General features: G+C 60.5%; 17 protein-coding genes. 5 read left to right on the forward strand and 12 right to left on the reverse strand.

Annotated features, from left to right (window positions below):
- Nucleotides 1-34: 34 nt before the first annotated feature.
- Nucleotides 35-2,602 carry an efflux RND transporter permease subunit gene (locus ACA041_RS15225; RefSeq protein ID WP_497441871.1) on the forward strand — a complete coding sequence of 856 codons (2,568 nt, stop codon included), beginning with the start codon at nt 35-37 and terminating at the stop codon, nt 2,600-2,602.
- The gene (locus tag ACA041_RS15230; RefSeq protein WP_497441872.1) at nt 2,599-4,377 is read left to right on the forward strand and encodes an acyl-CoA dehydrogenase C-terminal domain-containing protein; all 1,779 of its coding nucleotides are present in this window, start codon (nt 2,599-2,601) and stop codon (nt 4,375-4,377) included. The genes ACA041_RS15225 and ACA041_RS15230 overlap by 4 nt, the downstream gene beginning before the upstream one ends.
- Nucleotides 4,378-4,518: 141 nt before the next feature.
- Here ACA041_RS15230 and ACA041_RS15235 read toward each other — a convergent pair whose 3' ends face one another.
- The 8 genes from ACA041_RS15235 to ACA041_RS15270 all read right to left on the reverse strand — a co-directional run bounded on the left by ACA041_RS15235 (nt 4,519) and on the right by ACA041_RS15270 (nt 14,369).
- Nucleotides 4,519-5,178 carry an MliC family protein gene (locus tag ACA041_RS15235; protein WP_497441873.1) on the reverse strand — a complete coding sequence of 220 codons (660 nt, stop codon included), beginning with the start codon at nt 5,176-5,178 and terminating at the stop codon, nt 4,519-4,521.
- A 510-nt stretch (nt 5,179-5,688) separates the two neighbouring features.
- On the reverse strand, nt 5,689-6,522 hold the full coding sequence (locus ACA041_RS15240) for an SDR family NAD(P)-dependent oxidoreductase (RefSeq protein WP_497441874.1): 834 nt from the start codon (nt 6,520-6,522) through the stop codon (nt 5,689-5,691).
- A gap of 57 nt (nt 6,523-6,579) precedes the next feature.
- Nucleotides 6,580-8,148 carry an AMP-binding protein gene (locus ACA041_RS15245; RefSeq protein WP_497441875.1) on the reverse strand — a complete coding sequence of 523 codons (1,569 nt, stop codon included), beginning with the start codon at nt 8,146-8,148 and terminating at the stop codon, nt 6,580-6,582.
- Nucleotides 8,149-8,262: 114 nt separating this feature from the next.
- Nucleotides 8,263-9,537 (reverse strand): acyl-CoA dehydrogenase family protein, encoded by a 1,275-nt coding sequence (locus ACA041_RS15250; protein ID WP_497441876.1) that lies wholly within the window; start codon nt 9,535-9,537, stop codon nt 8,263-8,265.
- 160 nt (nt 9,538-9,697) lie between these two features.
- On the reverse strand, nt 9,698-10,093 hold the full coding sequence (locus tag ACA041_RS15255) for a hypothetical protein (protein ID WP_497441877.1): 396 nt from the start codon (nt 10,091-10,093) through the stop codon (nt 9,698-9,700).
- 80 nt (nt 10,094-10,173) lie between these two features.
- The gene (locus ACA041_RS15260; RefSeq protein ID WP_497441878.1) at nt 10,174-11,667 is read right to left on the reverse strand and encodes a DUF1254 domain-containing protein; all 1,494 of its coding nucleotides are present in this window, start codon (nt 11,665-11,667) and stop codon (nt 10,174-10,176) included.
- Between the two features lie 11 nt (nt 11,668-11,678).
- Nucleotides 11,679-13,235, reverse strand: coding sequence for a DUF1254 domain-containing protein (locus tag ACA041_RS15265; protein WP_497441879.1), 1,557 nt, complete (start codon nt 13,233-13,235; stop codon nt 11,679-11,681).
- Between the two features lie 117 nt (nt 13,236-13,352).
- On the reverse strand, nt 13,353-14,369 hold the full coding sequence (locus ACA041_RS15270) for an AraC family transcriptional regulator (protein WP_497441880.1): 1,017 nt from the start codon (nt 14,367-14,369) through the stop codon (nt 13,353-13,355).
- A gap of 158 nt (nt 14,370-14,527) precedes the next feature.
- Here ACA041_RS15270 and ACA041_RS15275 point away from each other — a divergent pair, with 158 nt between their 5' ends.
- The gene (locus tag ACA041_RS15275) at nt 14,528-15,619 is read left to right on the forward strand and encodes an AraC family transcriptional regulator (protein ID WP_497441881.1); all 1,092 of its coding nucleotides are present in this window, start codon (nt 14,528-14,530) and stop codon (nt 15,617-15,619) included.
- 225 nt (nt 15,620-15,844) lie between these two features.
- Here the strand turns inward: ACA041_RS15275 and ACA041_RS15280 are convergent, their stop codons facing one another.
- Nucleotides 15,845-17,032, reverse strand: a complete 1,188-nt coding sequence (locus ACA041_RS15280; RefSeq protein ID WP_497441882.1) for a thiolase C-terminal domain-containing protein — start codon at nt 17,030-17,032, stop codon at nt 15,845-15,847.
- A 228-nt stretch (nt 17,033-17,260) separates the two neighbouring features.
- Here ACA041_RS15280 and ACA041_RS15285 point away from each other — a divergent pair, with 228 nt between their 5' ends.
- Both ACA041_RS15285 and ACA041_RS15290 read left to right on the forward strand, forming a co-directional pair.
- Nucleotides 17,261-18,019: an SDR family NAD(P)-dependent oxidoreductase gene (locus ACA041_RS15285; RefSeq protein WP_497441883.1), complete on the forward strand. Its 759-nt coding sequence runs from the start codon at nt 17,261-17,263 to the stop codon at nt 18,017-18,019.
- Between the two features lie 175 nt (nt 18,020-18,194).
- The gene (locus tag ACA041_RS15290) at nt 18,195-20,864 is read left to right on the forward strand and encodes a winged helix-turn-helix domain-containing protein (protein ID WP_497441884.1); all 2,670 of its coding nucleotides are present in this window, start codon (nt 18,195-18,197) and stop codon (nt 20,862-20,864) included.
- Between the two features lie 111 nt (nt 20,865-20,975).
- Here the strand turns inward: ACA041_RS15290 and ACA041_RS15295 are convergent, their stop codons facing one another.
- The 3 genes from ACA041_RS15295 to ACA041_RS15305 form a co-directional block, all read right to left on the reverse strand.
- Nucleotides 20,976-22,109: a saccharopine dehydrogenase family protein gene (locus ACA041_RS15295; protein WP_497441885.1), complete on the reverse strand. Its 1,134-nt coding sequence runs from the start codon at nt 22,107-22,109 to the stop codon at nt 20,976-20,978.
- A 146-nt stretch (nt 22,110-22,255) separates the two neighbouring features.
- Nucleotides 22,256-23,530 (reverse strand): peptidase MATCAP family protein, encoded by a 1,275-nt coding sequence (locus ACA041_RS15300; RefSeq protein WP_497441886.1) that lies wholly within the window; start codon nt 23,528-23,530, stop codon nt 22,256-22,258.
- A complete protein-coding gene (locus tag ACA041_RS15305; RefSeq protein ID WP_497441887.1) occupies nt 23,527-24,138 on the reverse strand; it encodes a hypothetical protein in 612 nt (203 codons plus the stop codon). The genes ACA041_RS15300 and ACA041_RS15305 overlap by 4 nt, the downstream gene beginning before the upstream one ends.
- Nucleotide 24,139: the final 1 nt, after the last annotated feature.

Here is a 24,139-nt window from a genome sequence, read left to right on the forward strand (position 1 = left end):
CCACTGTCGTATAACAAAAGAGACAAGAAACGTTATGGGTAATCACGAACTCGATACGATGCCGGTGATCCGGGAACTCAAGGGCTTCGATGCACGTTCCGGCAACCTGCTCGAACGCCTGATTTTCAACAACCGTTTGCTGGTGGTGCTGACCTGCCTGATCGTCACCGTCCTGCTGGGCTATTTTGCGGCCACCCGCCTGACGTTGACGGCCAGCTTCGAGAAAATGCTGCCGCAGAGCCAGCCCTTCATCAAAAACTACCTGGACAATCGCCAGTCCCTGCGCGGGCTGGGTAATGCCGTGCGGGTGGTGGTGGAGAACACTGAAGGCGACATCTACGACCCGCAGTACCTTGAGGTGCTCAAGCAGGTCAACGACACGTTGTTCATTACTCCGGGCGTGGACCGGGCCTGGATGAAGTCGTTATGGACGCCGGCCGTGCGCTGGACCGAAGTGACCGAGCAGGGCTTCCAGGGCGGGCCGGTGATGCCGGACGCCTATGACGGTTCGGCCGCGGGGGCCGAGCAGCTGCGCCAGAATATCGCCCGCTCGGGCATCGTCGGCAGCCTGGTGGGTAACAACTTCAAGTCGAGCATGATCTTCGTGCCGTTGCTGGAGAAGGACCCGGTCACCGGCGAAGCCATCGACTACCACGCCTTTTCGCGCATGCTCGAACAACAGCTGCGCAACCAGTACGAATTCGCCGGTAGTGCCCAGGCTCATGGTCAGGGCGAGGAGGGCAAGGGGCCCATCAAGATCCGGGTGATCGGCTTTGCCAAACTGGTCGGCGACCTGCTGGATGGCCTGATGCTGGTGATGATGTTCTTCGGCGTCGCCGCACTGATCGCCACCGCCATCATTTTCTGTTTCACCCGCTGCGTACGCAGCACCGCATTGGTGATCCTCTGTTCGGTGATTGCGGTGGCCTGGCAACTCGGACTGGTCACGCTGTTCGGCTATGCACTCGATCCCTTTTCGATCCTGGTGCCGTTTCTGGTGTTTGCCATCGGCGTGTCCCATGGTGCGCAGAAGATGAACGGCATCATGCAGGATGTCGGACGCGGCACCCATCAGCTGGTCGCGGCGCGCTACACCTTCCGCCGCCTGTTTCTGGCCGGCCTCACCGCGCTGCTGGCCGACGCCGTGGGCTTCGCCGTGCTGATGCTGATCGACATTCCGGTGATCCAGGACCTGGCCGTCACTGCCAGTATCGGCGTCGCGGTGTTGATCTTCACCAACCTGGTGCTGTTGCCGGTGCTGCTGTCTTATTGCGGCGTGAGCCCCAAGGCGGCCGCCCGTACCCTGCGCCAGGAGAACAAGGAACTGCAGGGCAGGGGCCTGGGCAATCTCTGGAGTCTGCTCGACCGTTTCACCGAGCGTCGCTGGGCGACCGGGGCGGTGGTGGTCGCCGGCCTGTTGGCGGTCGGCGGTTTCATGGTCAGCACCCAGTTGAAGATCGGCGACCTCGATCCCGGTGCGCCAGAGCTGCGTTCGGACTCGCGCTACAACCGCGACAACGCCTACATCACAGCCAATTACTCGTTGTCCAGCGACCAGTTCGCCGTGATGATCAAGACCGCCAGCGAAGGCTGTCTGAAGTACGAAACGCTGATGGAAGCCGACCGTCTGGGCTGGTTGTTGCAACAGCAGCCCGGAGTGCAGACCACGGTGTCGCTGGTCAATGCCGTACGCCAGATCACGGCGGGTTCCTATGAAGGCAACCCGAAAATGCTGACCATCGCACGTAACCAGGATGTGCTGAACTACGGTGCGCAGCAGGCTTCGGTCAATAACCCCGATCTGTTCAACAACGACTGTTCGATGATGCCGGTGGTGGCCTATCTGGCCGACCACAAGGCCGAGACCCTCGACAATGTGGTCAAGGTCGCCGAAGCCTTCGCCCGCGAACACAGCAACGATGATCGTCAATTCATGCTCGCCGCCGGCAGTGCGGGCATCGAGGCGGCGACCAACATCGTCGTGCGCGAAGCCAACCGCACCATGCTGTTCTACGTCTACGGCGCAGTGATTGTGCTCTGTTTTATCACCTTCCGCAGCTGGCGCGCGGTGGTGGTGGCCGTGGTGCCTTTGATGCTGACCTCGATTCTCTGCGAAGCCTTGATGGTCTGGCTGGGCATGGGTGTTAAGGTCGCGACCTTGCCAGTGATCGCCTTGGGCGTGGGCATTGGCGTCGACTACGCGCTGTACCTGCTCAGCGTCCAGTTGGCCCAGCAACGTGCGGGCCTGTCCTTGACCGAGGCCTACAAGAACTCGGTCGCCTTCACCGGCAAGGTGGTGGCCCTGGTGGGCATCACCCTGGCAGCGGGCGTCATCACCTGGGCCTGGTCCCCGATCAAGTTCCAGGCCGACATGGGCATCCTGCTGACCTTCATGTTCATCTGGAACATGATCGGTGCACTGGTGCTGATCCCGGCGCTGTCGCATTTCCTGCTTTGCAGCCCGCGCCATGTCATGTCCAAGGCCCAAGCCTCAGCAATGGAATCCGTCCCAAAGAAGTCCATGACGCAATCCGCCGAGGTCGCGACACCTGTCAATCAGGGCGATCAATGCGCCAACAATTCGAGAGCCATTCCATCATGAGTGATTACAAAGCCCCTCTGCGCGATATGCGCTTCGTCCTCAATGAAGTGTTCGAGGTCACGAAACTCTGGGCCCAGCTGCCAGCGCTGGCCGATTCCGTCGATGCCGAAACCGTCGAAGCCATTCTCGAAGAAGCCGGCAAGGTCTCTAGCAAAAGCATCGCGCCCCTGAGCCGTGCGGCGGACGAAGAAGGTTGCCACTGGGCGGACGGTGCCGTCACCACGCCGGCCGGTTTCCCCCAGGCCTATCAGACTTACGCTGAAGGCGGTTGGGTCGGGGTCGGTGGCGATCCGGCCTATGGCGGCATGGGCATGCCCAAGGCGGTCTCGGCCCAGGTCGAGGAAATGGTCAACTCCGCCAGCCTGTCGTTCGGCCTGTACCCGATGCTGACCGCCGGGGCCTGCCTGTCGCTCAATGCCCACGCCAGCGAAGAGCTGAAAGCGGCGTACCTGCCGAACATGTACGCCGGGGTCTGGGCCGGTTCCATGTGCCTGACCGAGCCGCATGCCGGCACCGACCTGGGGATCATCCGCACCAAGGCCGAGCCCCAGGCGGACGGCTCCTACAAGGTCAGCGGCACCAAGATCTTCATCACCGGCGGCGAACACGACCTGACCGAGAACATCATCCATCTGGTGCTGGCCAAACTGCCGGACGCGCCGGCGGGGCCGAAAGGCATTTCGCTGTTCCTGGTGCCCAAGTTCATGGTCAATGCCGATGGCAGCCTGGGCGCACGCAACCCGGCCAACTGCGGTTCGATCGAACACAAGATGGGCATCCAGGCGTCCGCGACCTGTGTGATGAACTTCGACGAGGCCGTGGGCTACCTGGTCGGCGAGCCGAACAAGGGCCTGGCGGCGATGTTCACCATGATGAACTACGAGCGTCTGGGGGTGGGTATCCAGGGCCTGGCCACTGGCGAGCGCTCGTACCAGAACGCCGTCGAATACGCGCGCGATCGCCTGCAAAGCCGTTCGCCGACCGGTGCGCAGAACAAGGACAAGGTCGCTGATCCGATCATCGTCCACCCGGACGTGCGGCGCATGCTGCTGACCATGAAAGCCTCGAACGAAGGCGGCCGTGCCTTCTCGACGTACGTGGCGATGCAACTGGACACCGCCAAGTTCAGCGAAGATGCGACCACCCGCAAACGTGCGGAAGACCTGGTGGCCTTGCTGACGCCGGTGGCCAAGGCGTTCCTCACCGACCTCGGCCTGGAAACCACGGTGCACGGCCAGCAGGTGTTCGGCGGTCACGGTTACATCCGCGAGTGGGGTCAGGAGCAACTGATACGCGACGTGCGCATCACCCAGATTTACGAAGGCACCAACGGTATTCAGGCGCTGGACCTGGTGGGGCGCAAGATTGTCGGCAGCGGCGGTGCGCTCTACAACCAGTTCGCGGAAGAGATTCGCCAGTTCAACGCCAGGTCCTGCGCTGACCTGGCGGAGTTCACCAAGCCGCTGAAGGATGCGCTGTCCACCCTCGACGAATTGACCGCGTGGGTGCTCGACCGGTCGAAAAACAACCCGAACGAAATCGGCGCCGCTTCGGTGGAGTATCTGCAAGTCTTCGGCTATGTGGCGTACGCCTACATGTGGGCGCGGATGGCCAAGGCCGCCTACGGTAAAGAAAAACAGGACGACTTCTACGCGAGCAAACTGGGCACGGCACGGTTCTATTTCGCCCGCCTGCTGCCGCGCATTCATTCGTTGAGCGCGTCGGTGAAGGCGGGTAGCGAATCGCTGTTCCTACTGGAGGCAACGCAGTTCTGACCGGCCAAATGCGGTGGCTATGGATTCGTCAAGGAGCTGGCAGCGACTGGCGAGCAGTTTCCAGCCCCGGAAGCGACCAGCGCTGGAGCATGCCGGCAACAATGTAGAGGGGTGAGTCATGGACTGGACTCACCCGGTTGATCAGCCGACCGGCTCGGCCGTACAACTCATTTCCCCTGAGCCTGGCTTCTGGAACAAGGCCGCGTTGCCGTCTTGCCAGAAGCTATAGGTCCCTTGGTTATCCTTGCCCGTGTAGCGGCTTCCCGAATCACTCTGCACCTGGTTCAGGGTGATCGAGGCGTTTGCCCATTTCAGGTACACCACGCCCGGTTGCGTGGTGAAGAAGGTGGCGGCAATCAGCCCGTTCAACCCCGCACAATGAAAAGCCAGAGGGCCTTCGGTGAGCCTGTCTGGATCCTTGGTTCTGACAATGGCCGAGCCTTGGCGCAGCTGGTGTGCGCGCTCGGCATAACTTCGGATCGTGCACACCTTGGGCTCCGGGCCGGAGGCACACTGATTGCGGGCCTCGATCCAGAACTGCTGGTCGATGACGATTTTGTCCGGACGCGGTACTGAATGTTCATCCGTGAGCGCCAGGCGATAGAGTCGCGTCAGTTCGATATCCATCTGCGCCAGTTGCTGGTCGCGACAGATCAGCTTTTCGACAGTGACCGTTGCCTTGGCGCAATCGAAGCTGGTCTTGAAGATTGCCGCAGGGGGCGCAGCGTTGGCACGGGTGCTCAGCGCCGCGCACAGGCTGGCAGCGAGCAGACAGGTGAAAAGGTCCGTGACCGTTTTCATGTTGGCTTCACCCAGATCTATGTGATGCACGGATTGCCGTGGACCTGCCGATCCGTTGAGTCATTCGTTCGCATTGGGTGTATGGCAGTGTAAGTCAGTGCTCGAAACTTGCCACACCGCCCGGCGGGCCGGGTTACAAGCGCCGGGCTGATCCGTTCGGGGGCCGTTGCTTTATCATCCACGGACTTCAAGGCGTGATGAATGAATCAACGCAACGAGGAAAAACTCACGTCTGGCCTGTAACAGGCATAGTGATTCCATTGGCATTCATTCGCCGTCAGTTGCTGCGGCTTTGCCTGAAAAACACTGGGCACGTCGACGAGGATGGGGGGGGCGGCCAACAACAAGATTGCAGAGAACATTATTATTGTTTTCATCTCATCTACCTGCTTGCGAGTAGTGTTGGGGATCCGTGGAACATCGAACTGCAAGTACAGAAAATTACATGATCTGAATGCTCAGTCCCCCCCCTTCGTCAGGGGGGGACGTCAAAATGGCTGGCGATCGAAACTAGCTCTGCTCGGCGTAAAGCCACTTTCGATTGCGGTACAGATAGGCAATCAGGCGGAAATAGGTTTCCGGCATCCAGCGTTTGAGTCGCCAGGCCCATTTGGCGTCAGGCTGGGTCATGACGTAGAGGCGGTCCTTTTCCAATGCGCGAAACACGTCGTTGACGATGTGCTCGGAAGTGAATCGAGACTTCTTCAATTGGGCCAGCAGGCGCTTTTCCATGGCGCGTTCGCTGGTGAGCGAGTCGCCCAGCGACGTCGCGAACACGGTTGGGCAGACCACGGTAACGCCGATATCAAAGCCGCTGAGTTCGGACTTGAGGGTCTCCGACAGGGACACGACGCCCGCCTTGGCCACGTTGTAGGGCGACATTTCTGGCCCGGACAAGGTGCCGGCGCTCGATGCGGTATTGATGATACAGCCGCCGCCCTGGTCCTTGAGCATGGGCACAAATGCCCGACAGCCATAAATCACGCTCCACAGGTCAACGTTGATGACTTTTTCCCATTCTTCCAGGGGAAGGTCGTCGATCATGCCGGCAGAGGCGATACCCGCATTGTTGAACACCAGGTCGACGCCGCCCCACAATTGTTTGACAGTGTTGGCGGCCTCCTGCAACGCCGCTTGCCGAGTGACATCCAACACCATGCTGAAAGTCTCGGCGCCGTGTTTGCGCAGCTGCGCCTCGGCCTGCTCCAGTCTGGTCGCGTTGATGTCGGCGATCAGCAGTTTCCAGCCCCTGCTGGCGAGGTGCATGCAGATGGCCAGGCCAAAGCCGCTGGCGGCGCCCGTCACAAAGGCACGTTTTGCCGGGTACTTCTGTTCAAGTTTCATGATTGCTCGCAATGCCAGGGTCGTTGCTGAAAGGGGTCAGTGAAAGACAGGATGTACTCAGTGCACAGCCCTGGTCTTGCCCTGCCAATACGCTTTACGCAGTTCGGTCTTCAGTACTTTTCCCGCCGGGCTGCGCGGCAACTGCTCGGTGAAGTCGACGCTCTTCGGGGTCTTGACGCTCCCCAACCGCGCCTTTACCAGCGTAATCAAGTCGTCTGCGCTGCAGCTCTTGCCAGCCTTGAGCTGGACAATCGCCTTCACCGCTTCGCCCCATTTGTCGTCAGGAATACCGATGACAGAGCAATCCTGAACGGCATCATGGGTGGTGAGTACCTGTTCGATTTCGTTCGGATAAACGTTGAAGCCGCCGGTGATGATCATGTCCTTCTTGCGGTCGACAATCGTGATATAGCCATCTTCAGCCATGACCCCGACGTCACCGGTGTGGTGCCAGCCCTGCTGACGGACTTCGGCAGTCGCCTGGGGATTCTTGTAATAGCCCGGCGTCACCAGATCGCCGCGAATGCAAATTTCCCCCGCGTCACCGCGCGCCACTTCCTCACCTTCGTCGTCAAGGATGGCGACGGTGTTGAATACACAGGGCCGGCCAATGGATTGCAGGCGTGCTTCATTGATCGTGCCGTCCGCGGCGATGTAATCCCAGGGCGCCTTGGCGGTAATCGCGGCGGGTGCTTCGGACTGACCGAACGCCTCGGACATGACAGGGCCGAATACCTGCATCGCTTCCTTTAGCTTTTCCAGTGACGTCGGTGCCGCGCCGACCAGGAAATGCTTCAGCGAGCGATAGTCCCGCTGGCGGATGTCCGGCAGCGCCAGCAGCATGTACAGCACGGTCGGCGGCAGAAAAAGATGGGTGACCTTGTATTTCTCTATCGCGTCGGCAACCGCTTCCGGGACGGCGCCGGCCATGATCACGTTGGCCCCGCCGCGTGCGAAGTGCAGGCAACCGGTGAGGCCGGCGGTGTGCGTCATGGGAGCTACCACCAGATGGCAAGTGCTGTCGTGATAATCAAAGTGCGCGTAAAAGTTGCTGAAGAACGTATGGACGTTGCGATGGGTAATCATCACCCCCTTGGACTTGCCGGTCGTACCCCCTGTGGGATACAAGGCAAAGGTATCGTCCAGGCTGTCCTTTCCCGCGGCCGGGGTGTAGCTCACCGGTGCACCTTGCGACCAGGTCGCCAGGGAAGTCCCCACGCCGCAATCGCCATCGATGCACACCAGTTGCCGAAGGCCGGGGCACCGCGCCTTCAGTTCAGCCGCCTCATTGGCGTAGGCGCTATGGAACAGCAGCAACTCACCTTCGAAGTCATTGAACAGGTCCGCATTGGCCGCCACCGTGTTGCGCGGATTGACCGGCAGCCAGACGCAACGTGCGCGGAACACGCCCAGCAGCGCCACGAAGGCGACAGTGGAGTTGGGCGCCAGAATGCCGACATGGCCGCCGCCGCTGAAGCCGTTGTGGGCGATTGCGCCGGCAATGGCCTGCGTCACAGGTGCCGCCTGGGCGTAGGTCATTGCGCTGGCATGGTTGCCAACGTCGACGAAGGCCAGGTTGTCTGGGTAAAAACGTACGGCGTTATCGAAGTGATCGATGATCCGCATGGCAAATGCACTCCTTTAAACAGGTTCCACAACGACTGGCTTTTCGACACAGCGTTATCCTCGGGCTGCGCAGCTGCCAGCCCGGGAATGTGGTGGATAGGGTCGTTGAGGGAATCAGTTGGCGCGTTGGTAGGCGCGGCTCAGCCAGCGCATGCCCTTGAGCTTGAGGACGTTGGTTTCGCCGTCCTCGATCATCGATGCCCGAGCGTCGCGCATGAGCTTCTCGATCGGGTACTCCCTGGTCAGGCCATTGCCCCCGAACAATTGCAGCGCTTCGCTGGCCACCTGGAACGCAGTCTCGGTGACATAGGTCTTGCTGGTGATCGAGGCCAGCAGGTGAGGGCCTTTTTCGCTGTAGTTGTAGGCGAACACGCGATGCGCAATCGCGCGTGAGAGCTCGACTTTCTGCCACAAGTCGAAGGTTCGCAGTTGCACACTCTGATGGTTGATGATCGGTGTTCCGCCTTGCTTGCGCTCGTGCACATACGCCAGCGCATGCTCGAAGGCCGCGCGAGCCACGCCGGTGAAGGTTGCTGCCATTTCCATGTTGCCGAATGTCAGGGCGCCGAAGAAGCTGGTGATGGCCGCTTCGCCTTCAGCGAGGGCGTATTTGCGGGGCACCCGGACTTCATTGAAATAGATCTCACCTTGGGGCAGGGCGCGCTGGCCAAGTTTTTCCAGCGGCTTGCCCTTCGAGACGCCAGGCAGATCGAGCGGGATCAGGATGGCGATGTGATTCAGCCCGGCGCCATTTTCATGTTCCAGGCCATTGCCGTAGTCGCATGGGATGTAGGCCAGTGCAGACTGGGCCAGTGGCGCATACGAAACCCACGCCGAGGACTGACCTTGAATGATCACTTCATCGCCGACGACGCGTGCGTAAAGATTGCCGCGCGATTGTTTGGCGCCACGCGGGACCAGGTCGGCGTCGATGTCGACGATATCGCTGCCACGGTCGGGCTGGGTCGCGAGCCAGCAGCCAGGGAGTGCACCAAATCGCTCGATAAGCTCCGGGTTCCCGGAATTGTGCGCCGCATACGCCGGAAAAGAGGACGCCAGCGTGGCGATGGCCAGCCCCGAATCGCCCCAGCCAAGTTCTTCAAAGATGATCGGCATGATGCGCGATTTCTGCTGACTGTCCATCGCCGCCAGTGCGCCGAGATCGAGCAGACCGGATTCATGGACCTGACGCATGTAGTCGAACAGGGGAGAGCCGGGCGCAACCACTTCCTCGGCAGTCATGCTGTCCAGTTCAGTGCCAATGGGGCGCATGACGTTCTTGGCGAAGCTGTGCGCCACTTCCTGAATGGCACGCTCTTCTTCCGTCAAGTCGCTTTCCAGACCGCAAAGGCCCAGTACTGGCTCGACAATTCTCTCCAGATCAAACATCGACGATTCCTCTTGTTATTGTTCCAACCGATTGATTGAGAGTAATCCGTAACGAAAACGCTGACTTATCGAATCGGGCACAGCAGTTGTCCCTGCGATCCTTATTTAAGGAGACTCGATAAGTCGGTGACGCAGGCCTGATGCCAGTGGGGGGGATTGGCTAGATGCGATTAGCCATCGCAAATCGGGTGTCGCTCAAATAGCGCCAAAACAACACTGCGTAGAGAATGTCCACCGATGCCAAGGCCGGCAGCGGCCAGGGGATACTGCCCGCCAGCCAGTGGCCATAAATGAGGATCACAAACAGCGGCTTCAGCAGCACCCCGAGCAGGATGTACGGGCGATAGCGCACGGGATCGACGCTGATCATCCAGTACACCCAGGCGAACATGACCACCAGAGCCATGGTGATCTGGATAAACAGAGCAGACGTCGGCGTGATTTCCAGTCCCAGCAGATCGGCGGCCGGACGCATGGCCACCAGCAATGGAAGACCTGCGAGCAAGTTGAAGCAAGCGGCGGATTTGAACAGGCCATTGGAGTAATTGTCGGGCATGGTGCATTTCCCTCAACCCGGTAGTCCGGGTAGCGCTGGATAATTATTGAAGAGCAGGCGGTTCCACCAGAACACTGGCGTTACGGCTTCACTTGCTCGATCTCGCCTGGCCGCCAGGTCTTGTTGAACCACGGCTCAAGCGGACCATAAAGACGAAGCACCGTGTTCCAGCCTTTGCCCGGCGTGGTTTGGACCCAGTTGCTTTCCTTGCCGGGCGGCGCTTTGGGGCCGAAGTACAGGTCCACCGAAGTATCGGGGTTGATCACGATGCCTTTCCTCTCGCTGCCGATACTCGGGAACTGCTGATCGGTCTGCAGCATCGAGCGCGTCTGATTGTCGTAGAGCACGACCGACCAGAAGTTCTTCGCCGGAATATTGGGCGGCAGGTGCAACCGGTAGGTCTTGGCTCCATCGAGGGGCTGCTGGTTGGCGTCCACGAATGCCAATGCGTATTGCGACCCGACGCCGACCATTTTGGCGATCATCGCCGGTGTATTGCCGGTGGCGTAGAAGTAGAAGTACGTGCGTGAGTCGAGCAAGCGAACGCCGTCACGCTCGTAGCGATGGCCGCCGCCGATGAAGGGCGTACCCCAGGCGCTGTTCGGATAGAGATCCGAATCCTTGATACGCGATCGGAACGTGAGCGTACGCGCCGTGGCGCTGCCGACGGCTGCGGCCTCGGTGAGAATTTTCTTCATCCGCTCGTCAGGTGTGAAGGGTTTGCCTTTTTCAATGCCGATGGCGGCCAACAGGCCAAGCGTTTCCGGGTCCATCGCCGCATTCGGTTCCTCCTGCACCACTTCGTTGACCTCGTCGAAGAAGGTGATGTCCAGGGCGTGGATGGTATTGAATGGCTTGCCGGAGACATTGACGAAGGTCGTCTTCGGCGGGGTGGCGGCCTGCGTCAGCGGATAGATACGCAGGTGCTGCTTGATGTTGTCGACGCCAGGTTTCGGGTCGCCATTGACCTGAAACGCCCGGGTGATGAATAGGTTGCCGAAGGTCGGTGACCGAAATACGAAGTAGCCTTCCGGAACGGGGCCATCGTAGCCCGGCGGCAGCAGCAGGTACTTTCCGCCCTTGCCTTTGTCGGGGCCGGCGTTGCCGAGGTCGCCGACGTAACGGAACCAGAAGTCGTCGATGATGCTGAGCGTGTTGGGTGGACTTTCGATGACGATCGGTCCGTCCTTTAGGTCGATCCAGGCCCAGCCGTAGATGCTTTCGCTGTTGCCCGTCAGGAACAGCGACTTGGCGTCCATCAGGTTCTCGAACAGCGCAACGGTCTGGTTGGCTGGTCCGAATTCGGTGATGCCCTTGCGTACCGCCGACAGCGAAGCCGCCGGCATGGCCGTGAGGAATGCCTGCACGCCGCGCTGGAAGTCGAGGTTGTCGTAGACCTTTTGCACCGTCGCCTCGTCCGGGAAACCGTCGGTAAAACTGAGGGTGCCGAGCCGCGTCTCGAGACTGTTGGGTGTCACGATCGAAGGCGGGATGTCGGTTTTGTAGCTTTGTGCGAATGCCGACGAAACCGTGGAGGCCCCGAGCAGCATCAGCACCGCAAGTCTGATGTTCATCCGTTGATTCCTTACATTGTCTGCGCCAAGGGGGCACTGATCTCTTCGATTTCACCCGGTTTCCAGGTCTTGTCGAACCAGGCATCGAGCGGGCCGTAGAGGCGAAAGAGGGTGTTCCAGCCTTTGCCGGGAAGGGTCTGCACCCAATTGCTTTCCTTGCCGGGCGGTGGCTTGGGGCCGAAATACAGGTCGACCGAGGTGTCGGGGTTGATCACGATGCCCTGCTTCTGGCTGCCGGTACTCGGGAACTGCTGGTCGGTCTGCAGCATCGAGCGCGTCTGATTGTCATAGATCACGACAGACCAGAAATTCTTCGCCGGGATGTTTGGCGGCAGATGCAGCCGGTAGTTTTTGCCGCCGTCGAGTGGCTGGCCTTTGGCGTCGGCAAAGGCTGCCGCGTATTGCGAGCCGACGCCGACCATCTTCTTGACCAGCGCGGGCGTATTGACCGTGGCATAGAAAAAGTAGAACAAGCGTGCGTCGAGCTGGCGGATGTCGTCTTGCAGGAACCGATAGTCACCGCTGGAGAAAAGCTTGCGCCACGCACTGTTGGGGTAGTGATAGGCCTCCTGCGAGCGGGGCTTGGAGGCAATTGCGCGGGCTGTAGCACTGCCGACTGACGCCGCTTCGGTGAGAATTTTCTTCATCCGTGCGTCGGGCGCGAATGGCTTGCCTTTTTCGATGCCGATGGCGGCGAGCAGGCCGAGCGTTTCAGGATCGAGCGCCGCGTTCGGCTCCTCCTGCACCACCTCGTTGACCTCTTCGAAGAACGAGAAGTCCATCGAATGGATGGTGTTGATCGTCTTGCCGGAGATGTTGACGAAGGTCGCCTTCGGTGGATTGGCGGCCTGCGCCAGGGGATAGATGCGCAACTGCTTCTTGAAATTCTCGACCGCAGGTTTGGGGTCACCGTTCACCACAAAACCACGGCTGGCGAACCAGTTGTTGAAGGTGCGGGATTTGAATACGTGGTAACCCTGCGGCACTTCCCCCACGTAGTCTGGAGGGAGTAACAGGTACTTGCCGCCTTGGCCCTTGTCGGGCCCGGCGTTACCCAGGTCAGTGACGTAGCGGTACCAGAAGTCATCGACGAAGCCGAGTGTATTGGGTGGGCTTTCGATCACGACTGGCCCGTTCTTCAGATCGATCCATCCCGACACGTAGACACTCTCGCTGTTGCCGGTCAGGAACAACGATCGGGAGTCCATCAGGGTCTCGGTGATGAACAGCGTTCCATTGTCTGGACCGAGCGACCTGAGGCCTCTGCGCATGGCCACCTGCGACGCGGCGGGAATCGTCGAGATGAACGCCTGCACGCCGCGCTGGAAGTCGAGATTGTCGTAAACCTTCTGCACGGTTGACTCGTCCGGGAAACCGTCAGTGAAGCGCAGGGTGCCGAGCCGTGTCTCGAGGGTGTCGGGAGTCACGATCGCCGGCGGAATGTCGGTCTTGTAGGTCTGCGCAACAGCCGTCGAAGCCACGAGTAAACCGAGCACGATGGAGAGAGAGGATTGAAGTCTGTGGGTGACGCCTGGTCTTCCTGCACGGCTCGTTTGGGGCAATGTCATTCTTCTTGTTCTCCATTGATGCGGACGAAGTCATCCAGCCGATGTTGGCCGTCCTATTTTGGGAACAGGACCGCAGCAATGGTTTGTTATTGCACGACAATCATTTGTGATTGGATGTCACAGCACCTGAAGCGAGGCCGAATGAACGCGGCGCCATGCACTGGGCGACATTCCATACCAACGCTTGAACGCGTGTGACAGCGAGCTTTGCTCGGCATACCCGAGCAACAGGGCTATCTGCGAAACGCGCAGCGTCGGATCACCAAGATACAAGGCAGCCCGTTCGCGGCGGATATCGTCTACCTGCTTCTCGAAGGCCAGCCCTTGATCCTCCAGGCGTCGCTGCAGGGTACGAACGCTGACGAAGTAATGGCTGGCGATGGTGTCGAGCGTGCAACGGCCGGTCGGTAGAAGTTTACGAATCAGCGCATCCATCTGGTGTTCGAGGTCGAGTCCGGATGCGTCTGCAATCCGTTCCAGATAGTCGGTGACGAGCGCCTTCATCTCAGGATCGTTTCCGTCCATCGGACGCACGGCATCACTGGCAGAAAATTCGATGCCAAAAGCCGCCTGCGAAAATTTCACCGGGCAACCATAGGTGCGCGAATAAAAGTCCTTCGGCTGTACAGGGGCATGGGTAAAAAAAATCGACCGCGGCCGGGCATTGGCGCCGGCCAGTATCTGAAAAATCTTTACCCCTGCCATGAGGCACCATTGCTCGAACTGAACCACGAGGCCAATCCTGGGCACCTTGATCTGATAGGTCAGGCGTAGCCCGCTGGCGATGCGTTCGCACTGGAGCTCCACGGCCGGGTTCAGCAGGCTGATGAACCGCGCGGCCGCCCCGATCGCTTCACCGACCGTGGCGCATTGAGTCAGTGCCAACATGACCGGGCCGAGCGGTGCGCGACCTTGCGCCGTACCGAGGCGAATGCCGAAATCCGGACATCCCAGTTCCTCGGCGCAGGTCTCCATCAAGCGTATCAGCGCTGAGCCAGGGATTGGCACTTCACTTTGATCGAGACCGCTCAGCGGCAACTGGAAGCGTTTCTCGTAAGTCGCCGCATCGCCACCCAATTCTTCTATCAGGTTCGCAAAGCCCTGCAGCACCCAGCCGCGCATGTACGGCGTCATACCACTTCTCCTGGATCACGTGGCTGCCATAACCGGCATTCAATCACAAATGTCTGGCGTGCATTAACAAAATTGGCGTCGGCGTCGACGCCTAAAATGGGCCCGTCAGTCGAGGCGTGAGCGCGCGTTGCCGCGTTGGACAATCAGAGGTTTTTACATTGACGATAAGCAGTGGGTACAGCGACGCATGTGAAGCGCATCGGACGCTCAAAGACGGTTTTGCACCGCACGGTTCAAGCGGTGGATCATCGATCATTGGGGCCTATGCCATTGCTATTGCTGAAGCGCTGGAAAATCAGGGTGCCTGCGCGGACCAGGTCTTTCGCGCCTGCGGGGTGATGTTGCCTGCGACCACCGATCCTATGCTGCGTATCGATAATCAAACGATCGCGAAGCTGTATGCCGCGGCGGTACAGGCCACAAAAGATCCGTGTTTCGGCCTGCGGGCCGGGGAAACCTTGCGCCCGGCCAATCTCCATGCGATGGGCTTTGCCCTGCTGGCCAGCATTTCGATACGGGACTTCGCGCAACGGCTGAGTTCGCTCTACCGTGTCATATCGCAGAATGCCAACATCCGGGTGGAAGAGCGAAACAACAGGTTCCTGCTCATTACTTCAAGCGTGCCTGGGGCGCACGTGTGCCACGAAACACACGACGCCTATATCGCCATGATCTTTACCCTTCTGCGGACCATTTCCGGTAATCGATTCCGTTTGCGGACACTCGAGTTGATCCGGCCTGCCGCTGAAGGTATGGCACAGATCTTTTGCGAATACTTCCAGTGCGATGTCGAATTCGGCCGTCCCGAGATCGTGATGACAATGGATCTGGACCTGGTGGACAAGCGGCTCCCGGGTGCCAACGAGGAACTTGCCTTGAGCCATGACCACACGGTGATGGAGTACCTTCAGCGAATCGAACGGGGCGATATCGTCAATCGCGTCCGGGCCATTGTCAGCAGCGAATTGTCCTCGCGTGCGCTGAACAAGGATCGAGTGGCCGAGCGGCTGCACATCAGTACTCGCGGTTTGCAATTGAAGCTGGCTGCCAGGGATACCAGTTTTCAGGAAATCCTCGACCACACACGGCGCACCAATGCGCTCGCCTTCATGTCGCGCAGCTCGGTGTCGGTGACGGAGGCTGCCTTTTCGCTCGGTTTTTCCGAGGTCAGCAATTTTACCCGTGCCTTCAGGCGCTGGACCGGCATGGCACCGAGCCAGTACCGCCAGAGCCTGGGGTTGGAGCGCTGATCGCAGATTCGTCTCCAAGCCAGCATCGGTATCGACACATCTTTCAAGGTCTGCCCAAATGGTGTGGCGAGGGAGCTTGCTCCCGCTGGGTCGCGTAGCGGCCCCAAAAAGGCTGCTGCGGTCTGTCAGAAGTAATCCGGCGCCCTGTTTTAGGGCTGCTGCGCAGCCCAGCGGGAGCAAGCTCCCTCGCCACAAGTTCTGTGTGTACTGCGACGAGATGTGGATTCAGAATTTCTTCAGAATGTGCACGAATCCCGCGCTGCCCAGTCCGCCGTTGTGCTGCAACGCGACCCTTGCCCCCGGGACCTGTCGTACGCCAGCCTGACCGCGCAGTTGCCAGGTCAGCTCTGTCAATTGGGCCAACCCAGTCGCACCCAACGGGTGTCCCTTCGCCAGCAGGCCGCCCGACGGGTTTATTACCCATTGGCCGCCATAGGTGCCGCGCCCCGAAGCGACAAAATCGTTCAATGCTTCTGGAGCGCACAGCCCGAGCGCGACGTAAGTGGCCAATTCATTGCTGGCAAAACAGTCGTGCAACTCGATGACGTCGACATCCGCCGGACCGATGCCGGCATCTTCATAAGCCTTGTTGGCCGCATCACGGCTCAGTGCCTGAAACATGACATCCATGATGCTGCCTTCGAAAAAACTGCTCTGGTCACTGCACCAGCCCTGGCCGGCGAGGCGCACGTCAGCGCGGATGCCATGGGCGCGGGCAAATGCCGGTGTACAGACGATGACCGCGGCGGCGCCACAGCTTGGGGGGCAGGCGAAGTTTTTGCGCAGCCCGCGAAAGATCGGTTTCGTCGCCAGGATTTCTTCAACCGTCAACGGTGTACGGAAGATGGCGTTTTCATTGTTGGCGGCGTGCTTGCGCGAGTTGACGCACACCTGGGCCAAGGTCTCTTCGGTCACGCCCATCTCCAGCATGGCGTCGACCTGGGCGCCGAACATGCAGACCGCTGGCGGCGTATCGCGCTCCTCGTCGCTCAGGTTCATCATCCTGGCAATCACCTCCGAGTGCCGCGCCAGTGGGCTGACCTTTTCCGGAAAGACCATGTCGATCGCGCCGGCGGGCATCTGTTCGAAGCCAAGCGCCAGGGCGCATTCGACTTGCTGCCCCCGAACGGCCTGGACCGCCAGGGCAAACGCCGAAGAGCCACTGGCGCAATTGTTGTTGACGTTGAAAATCGGGATGCCGGTGATGCCTACCCGATAGAGCGCAGTCTGTCCTGCGCAGCTATCCCCGTAGACATAACCACAAAAGGCTTGCTCGACCAGCGCATAGTCGATGCCGGCATCCTTGAGCGCCGCCCGTGCGGCTTGCTCGCCCATCACATCGTAGCTTTGCGATTGACCCGGTTTGCGAAAGGGCACCATGCCTACTCCGGCGATAACGATATCGGTACTCATAGCGACTCCTCCATCAACGTGATGGCCAGTATCCACACTGCTTGACGTTTGTAATCGCCATGGGTGCAACCTGATAACAAGTCAGGCACGCAGGGACAATTACCCCTCCTGAGGCAGGCCGTCTTGTCAGGGACAAGACTTCTGCCTGCAAGGACAAGCCCATGTGCAGGCAGAGGGATAGCTTGACGGTGAACGAAAAAGCCCATTTGGCATGAGAGGAGATTTACCGTGGAATTTACTGGAAAGGTTGTCATCGTTACCGGCGCGGCCAACGGTATTGGTCGTGCTTCAGCCATTCAGTTTGCCCGCCTGGGTGCAAAGCTGGTACTGGCGGACGTCGATGAACAAGGGTTGCGCGAGACCCTGGAAGTGATTGGCGATAACGCGATTGTTGTTCCCACTGATGTTGCCGATGAAGCTGCCTGTCAGGCCATGGTCGACAGCGCGATCAGAACGTTCGGACGGGTTGACGTGTTGTTCAGCAATGCCGGCATCTGCGGCGTTCGTGGACGGACGGCCGAGGTGTCCGTGGCCGATTGGCGCCGTGTCATCGACATCAATCTGAACGGTGTCTTCTTCTGCGCCAGGGCGGCGATTCCGGCCATGCTGGCCAACGGCGGCGGGGTTATCATCAATACGGCTTCGGTCGATGGACTGGTGGGCATGGCAACACTGCCGCACTACACGGCCGCCAAGCATGGGGTCATCGGGCTGACCAAGGCTTGCGCGCTGGAACATGGGCGGCAGAACATCCGCAGCGTCGCCATTGCCCCCGGTTACATTCGCACCGCCATGACCGAGGACAACCTCAGCAGGATCGAGCAGGCCATGCTGGAGGCCATGATTCCACAAGGTGGCCGTGCGGGCACGCCGCAGGATGTCGCCAACCTGGTGACATGGCTGGCCTCGGACAAGGCCGCCTATATTAATGGTTCGTGCCACACCGTGGACGGCGGGCTGACCGCAGGCTTTGCGCTGCCGGATTGAGTTGGAGAGCAATCGCGCTCGATAAAGTCAACCCGTGCAAGCCGTTCCAGGACTATCGTCTATACGCACGACGTTTACCCTTGGAACAAGTAGCCGAGTAGGGCATTGGTGGCATCACCCATCCGTGCCCGGTCTCTTTCACACCGTGCACGGATTGTAGAGAGGCATCGCCAACGTGGATCGCATAGAGCCTGAACTGGTGCTCAAGACAACCCCTCCGCGCAGCCAGAAGGGCGCGCAGTTGCGCGATCGACTGAGCATTGATGCCCCCGAACTGGCGGACAAGGTGGCGATCAGCGTGCAGGGGCCGGCCGGCTTCGGCAAGACGATGCTATTGGCGCAATGGCGACGGCAGTTTTTGTCGCGCGGCGCCGTGGTAGCCTGGCTGACCCTGGATGCGCGTGACGATGGCAGCCGCCTTGCCCTTGGGTTGTCGGCAGCCATGGCCCTGGGCAGCGGCCGGCAGTCCTTTGCAAGTACCAGTGAGGGATCCGCCGGCCATGGTCGCGACGAGCTGGAAGGGTTGACCCATTGGCTGGCGGAAGTGGCCGACCTCGGCGGCGAGACCGTAATGATCCTCGATGAGGCGGACGCATTGCCCGAGTCCACCGCCCACCATTGTCTGACTTACCTGCTACACAATGCCCCGGCCAACCTGCGCATCATCATGTCTTCGCGTCGTCGCCTGAACCTTAACACTGCTGACCTTGTGGCCCGAGGGCTCTATGTCCGGGTCGCGGTGGAGGCCTTGCGATTCCGTGTCGAGGAAACCGTTGCGTTGCTCAGCAACCGTTTCGGAGCACGCATCGACGCCAATCTGTGCCTGCGCCTGCATGAAATCACTGAAGGTTGGCCACTTGGGTTGCAACTGGCGATTGCGGCGATCGAGAAGAGCGCCCATCTGGAAACCGCCGTCGAGGATCTCTCGGCCTGTTCCGGTGATATCCAGGGTTATTTCGTCGATAGACTGGTCACCCGCCTGTCGGCAGAACAAGTCGATTTCATTACCTGCCTCTCCCTGCTGGAAGTCATTCACCCTTCACTCTGTACCGCGCTGACCGGTAGTGAACGGGCAGGGGAACTGCTGCATGAGTTATGCACCTCGACGCCGATTTTCGCCGAAGGGGTCGACAGCGACTGGGTTCGCTTCCATCCCCTGGCCAGGGAGTTTTTGCAGAGCCGTTTCCGCGCCTTCCCGCAGGCGCAACGCATGGCCCTCCATGAGCGGGCAGCGAGTTGGCTGGAGGCGAATGCCTTCTACGAGGAGGCGGCGCGCCAATACTTGCAAGCCGGGCAGGCCACCCAGGGCTACCTGATGATCGAACAATGCCTCTACGAGGTCATGTTGCGCGGTCAGTTCAGCCGGGTGCTGGAGTGGATCGAAGAGCTGCCTGCCGAGGAAGTGGAGTACCGCCCGCGTCTGTGCCTGGCGGCAGCCTGGGCCCTGGCGATGAGCGAGCGACATGTCGAGGCGGCCAGGTTGATCGCCTGCATCGAACAGGATCCAGCTGCCGATGACGAAACGCGCTGCGAAGCGGCGGCGATCGCAGCCGCTGCAGCCTACTTTGCTGACCAGCCAGACGAATCAATGGCACTGCTCGCCCCCTGGATGGACACATTGTCCAGCGGTTCGATCAAGCTGCAAGCGATCGTCGCCAACCTGGTCGCCCGCATAACGCTGTTTCAGGGACAACCGGAAAAAGCCCGGCGCATCTTTCAACGTGCGCCGCACTATGCGTGGACCCCGGGGCTCGATGGCATCCGCGGTTATGGTGAGTGGGTCGTGGGCATGACCTACTTGTACGAAGGGCGTATGCCGTCGGCCGAAGCCGCTTTTCGCAAGAGCTTGCTGCGTGCCGAACAGGATATCGGCCGGCGCAGTTCGGTGGCGGTCATGCTCGCCTGTGGACTGGCCACCGTGCTTCTGGAACGCGGTGAGATCCAGGAGGCGACGACGGTACTCGCCAATCGGTTGGATGTCGTCGAGCGGTTGGCGTCACCGGATGCGATTGCGCTGGGATTTCTCACGGCGGCACGTCTGGCGGCATTGCAGGGGCAGCCGCATCGCGGCCACGACTTGCTGACGGCCTTGTTCGCGCTCGGCGAGGAGCGGGGCATCGCACGCTTTTACATGGTGGCCCTGGGGGAGCAAATCCGCCTGCATGCGCTGCATGACCGAGGCGATTCCTGTCAGACGCTGTGGAAACGGCTGGATGCGTTGCTGCCAGACGTCGCGCGCCAGCAGCGCGGTCTGCTGGGACAGGAATTGGCGCTGTTGGCCGGGCTGAGCAACGCTTATGTCTATCTCGTCCAGCGCGACTGGCAGGCCATGCTGGACGTGCTCGCGGTGGCAAACGAGCTTGCCGAGCGCCTGCAGCGTGGCCGCGAAATCGTTCAGGTCAAGTTGCTCAAGGCATTGGCACTCAAGGATTCAGGAGGGGATGGACTGCCTTGTCTGCTGGAAGCGGTCAGCCTGGCCGACACCTACGGCCTGCAGCGAATCCTGCACGATACCCATCCGGATCTCGCCACCTGGGCGCAGAAAGTCCATCACAAGGATGCCCACACGCCTGTGTCGCAAACCAGTCCCTCCGTTCCGGTTCGACGGCAAGAGCCGGTTGCCACAGGTGTTTCTCCCAGCCGGCTGCTGACGCCCAAAGAGCGGGAAGTGCTGCAGTTACTGGCACGCAGCCTGACGAACAAACAGATTGCCCTGGCACTGAATGTCGGTGATGAAACCGTGAAGTGGCATCTGAAAAACCTGTATGGAAAATTTCATGCAGGCACCCGCAGGCATGTGGTGGACCGCGCCTACATGCTGGGTATTCTCGAGGCGTCTGGTTGAGCGAACCCGGTGCGGGTTGCCTGACCCAGTGCTCAAAACCTTCCCGTTGCAAACCATCCAACTGCGCGAATCGCGCCAGCGGACTGGCGCGATTGGCCCGTGGGTTGCTGATCAGAGCCTGGTGACAACGGCGCGAGCCAAACCGCGTTCTTCGCAGAAGCCCAGCAGGTAGCGGTGACCGAATGCCTTGGAGCCGGACGCGAAGCCCACTTTGGCGGTGTCGCCGTCGAGCAGCTTGATCACGCCCGCGGCTTGCAAGGCTCCGGTGGCAATGTAGGCGGTGGTGCCAAGCACTTCGGCGCGCACGGCTGAGAGCTGCCCGCGACCGATGGCGGTGTCGACGGTGCGCATCAGTGTCGTGCGCTCCCGTGGCGGCATCGCCGGGGTTGTCGCCTGTACGATGTCCTTGAGTACCTCATCCTGAGCTTCAGGCGAAAGATGCTTGTATTCGGCTTGCCATTTCTGGTTGAGCGAATGGACCATCTTCATCGCGTCGTTGTCGTAGAAGCCGACGCAGGAAACGCAAGAACGCACGCGCGGATCATTCTCGAAATAGATCGGCAGCGAGGTACCGCCCCATGGCAAGGCGAACACCGGTTGCATGAAGTGCGGTGAAGGGATCAGGAACGAAGCATCGACCGGGTGTGCCACCAGTTTCTTGTCCCACAGGTAGCAATGCTCGGCACGGTACATTTCGAAGATCGAAGCCGTGGAGCCGACCGTAACCCCGGCGCCGACACCGCGCTGGCCACGGCACAACGCCGAGGTTTCCAGGGAGTCGATGCCAGGGTGTTCGAGTGCCAGTTCCGCGGCGATCTCCGAGAAGGTATTCATGTACGCCAACGAGGGCGAGACCAGCAGGCCTGCCTGGGCGAAGCGTTCGCCAAACTGATCGCGCACATTACGCACATACGATTGTTCGCCGGTGGTGTCCAGGTAGTGACAGCCGGCATTGAGCGCGGCTTCGACCGTGGTGAGTCCGAATTTGGCGAAGGGGCCCACGGTATTGCAAACGACCTTGGCACCCCGGAAAGCCTGGGTAAGCGATTCGACCGTGTGGTCGACTTCGATGATCTCGTAGGTAGCAGACTCCAGTCGCACCACCCGCTGCGCCATCATTTCACGGGTGCGCCCGGCACTGCGCGCCACGGCGGTAAACGCAATGTTCTGATCGATCAGCCAGTCCATGATCAGCATGCCGGTGTAACCACTGGCGCCGTAGACAACGACGGGATACTTAGCCATTTTTTATTCTCTTGAAGTTGTAGGGGGGCTCGAGGCAGACGAAGCAATGCAAAGCGACACATGACTGCGCTTGCTGCACCGCTCAAAAATAGTGAGTTAGATACCCTTGACGCCCCCCCATGGCGGGGGGCATTCAGGTGACAGGTTCAGGCGCTGGCATCCGCTTCATGCTCGTCTGCGAAAGCCATGAGCACCTCCAGATCGAGCACATCCAGCTTGATCCGGGCGATAAAGGCGGAGAAAGCCAGGTTGGCGGCGAGTCGACGCAGGTCGGCGGCCCAGTCCGGGACATGGACCGGGCCCTGGAGCCAGCCGGACTCGAAAAGCGGGGCCAGGCGTACGGTGTCACCCAGGCTGAGGCGCCCGGCGAACAGATGGCCCACCAGTTCCGGCCGGTTGTCGCGGATTGCAATGCGCAGCAAGGTATGGACGCCGAGCAAGCCGGTCAGGTAGGCGGCATCCTTGGTGAACGCCGAACCGCCGCGCAGGTCGGCGCCGCGGAATACCCGCTGGGTCGAGCGGAATGATTCCTCTTGCGACTGACCGGCAGCGAGAAAACCTTCGAACACCTGGATGAAATCGGCGCCTTCCAAGGCCTGCTGGACCGCGAGCACCCGCAGGGCGAGGCGGCGCAGACGGTTGATGTCCATGCTGCCAGTGAACAGCTCGGCCATCGTGGCGATACCCTCCTGCGTCTGGGTCGTGCGTGGTGCCCCCAGCCCCAGGCTTTTGAGGTTGGGTTGCAGCGCGCCATTTTGTGCCGTGGCGACATGCACGAAGGCTTCGTGCTGCAATAGCTGATTCTTGTCCAGTTCCGAGAACAGGGCGCTGGCACGCAGGCGGATCCGGCTCACCCCGGCGATGGCTTTGGCGGCCAGGGTCGGATCGAGCACGACTGTGACCCGGCTCGGGCCGAAGAAGCGATCCAGTTCCGGCTGCATCCAGGCGGCGAAGGCCTCGGCCGGGATTTCGGCCTGGCTCGCTGGAATCTGCGCACCGCCCAGCAGGGCATCAGTGGTCTTGAGGAAGAAATGGGCGGCGTCCAGCATGCTTAGTTTCAGGCGTGGGTAGTAGAAGTCCGGGCGCCGATACAGCGCTGACGAATACTGAGTAAAGGCCGATGTGCCGATGGCACCCAGCATGCGCCCGGCCGTCGCATAACTGCGCGCCGTCATGGCGAGGTAACATCCGGCCGGATGCCCCTCATCGCAGCGACCGATAAAGGCTTCCAGGGCAGCGATGTCGGCATGGTGGTCGCGCGGGCTCAGCGTGACCTTGGGCAGTTCCGGCTGTCCGGCGCGCCACCGTTCCAGGAAAATTTCCTCGACCCCATCCGGCCAGGCCAGGGCATCCAGGACGCGGATCTTGCGGGCCAGGCCGGGCAGGGCGGCATCGAGTTCGGACAGGGGCGCGGCGTTCACGGCGCATTGACCACGATGTATGTCACGTCGCTGCCCTGATACTGCGGTTGATACCAGGTTGAACCGCACTGCATGTAAGCGGTGTTGTACTGGATGACTTGCACGCAGCTGGGGGGCAATTGCGCAGGTGTGAAAATGGACCCGACCACCGCCGCTGTCACCGCGACCGTTGCGGTCACGGCCGCCGCCGCGGCGATCGGATGGTAGTGATCGTCATAGCCATAGCGGCCACGCCCGTCTACGTCGATGTCCACGTCGCGGCTGTTGTCGATGTTGACGTTACGGGTACTGTTGTTGATGTTGGTTCGATTGCCCGTTGTGTTAGCGGTATTGGCACGGTTGCCGGCGTTGACCCGATTCCCCGCATTGACCTGGTTCGCTCGTTGCGCGGTATTGCCGGTGTTGACGCGCTGAGCCCTTTGCGCGGTATTGCCGGTGTTGACGCGCTGAGCCCTTTGCGCCGTGGGCGCCGGCGCACGATTGACCGATGCCCTGGCCTGTCCCTGGGCGCGCTGGGGGCGGGCATCGACATAAGTGACCAGGCTGAGCGTCAGTACCGAGGTAGTGGCGAGCGATAACCACAGGCTCCACGACAGTGTCCTGTTCATG

The organism is Pseudomonas sp. LBUM1676 (genome assembly GCF_059695605.1).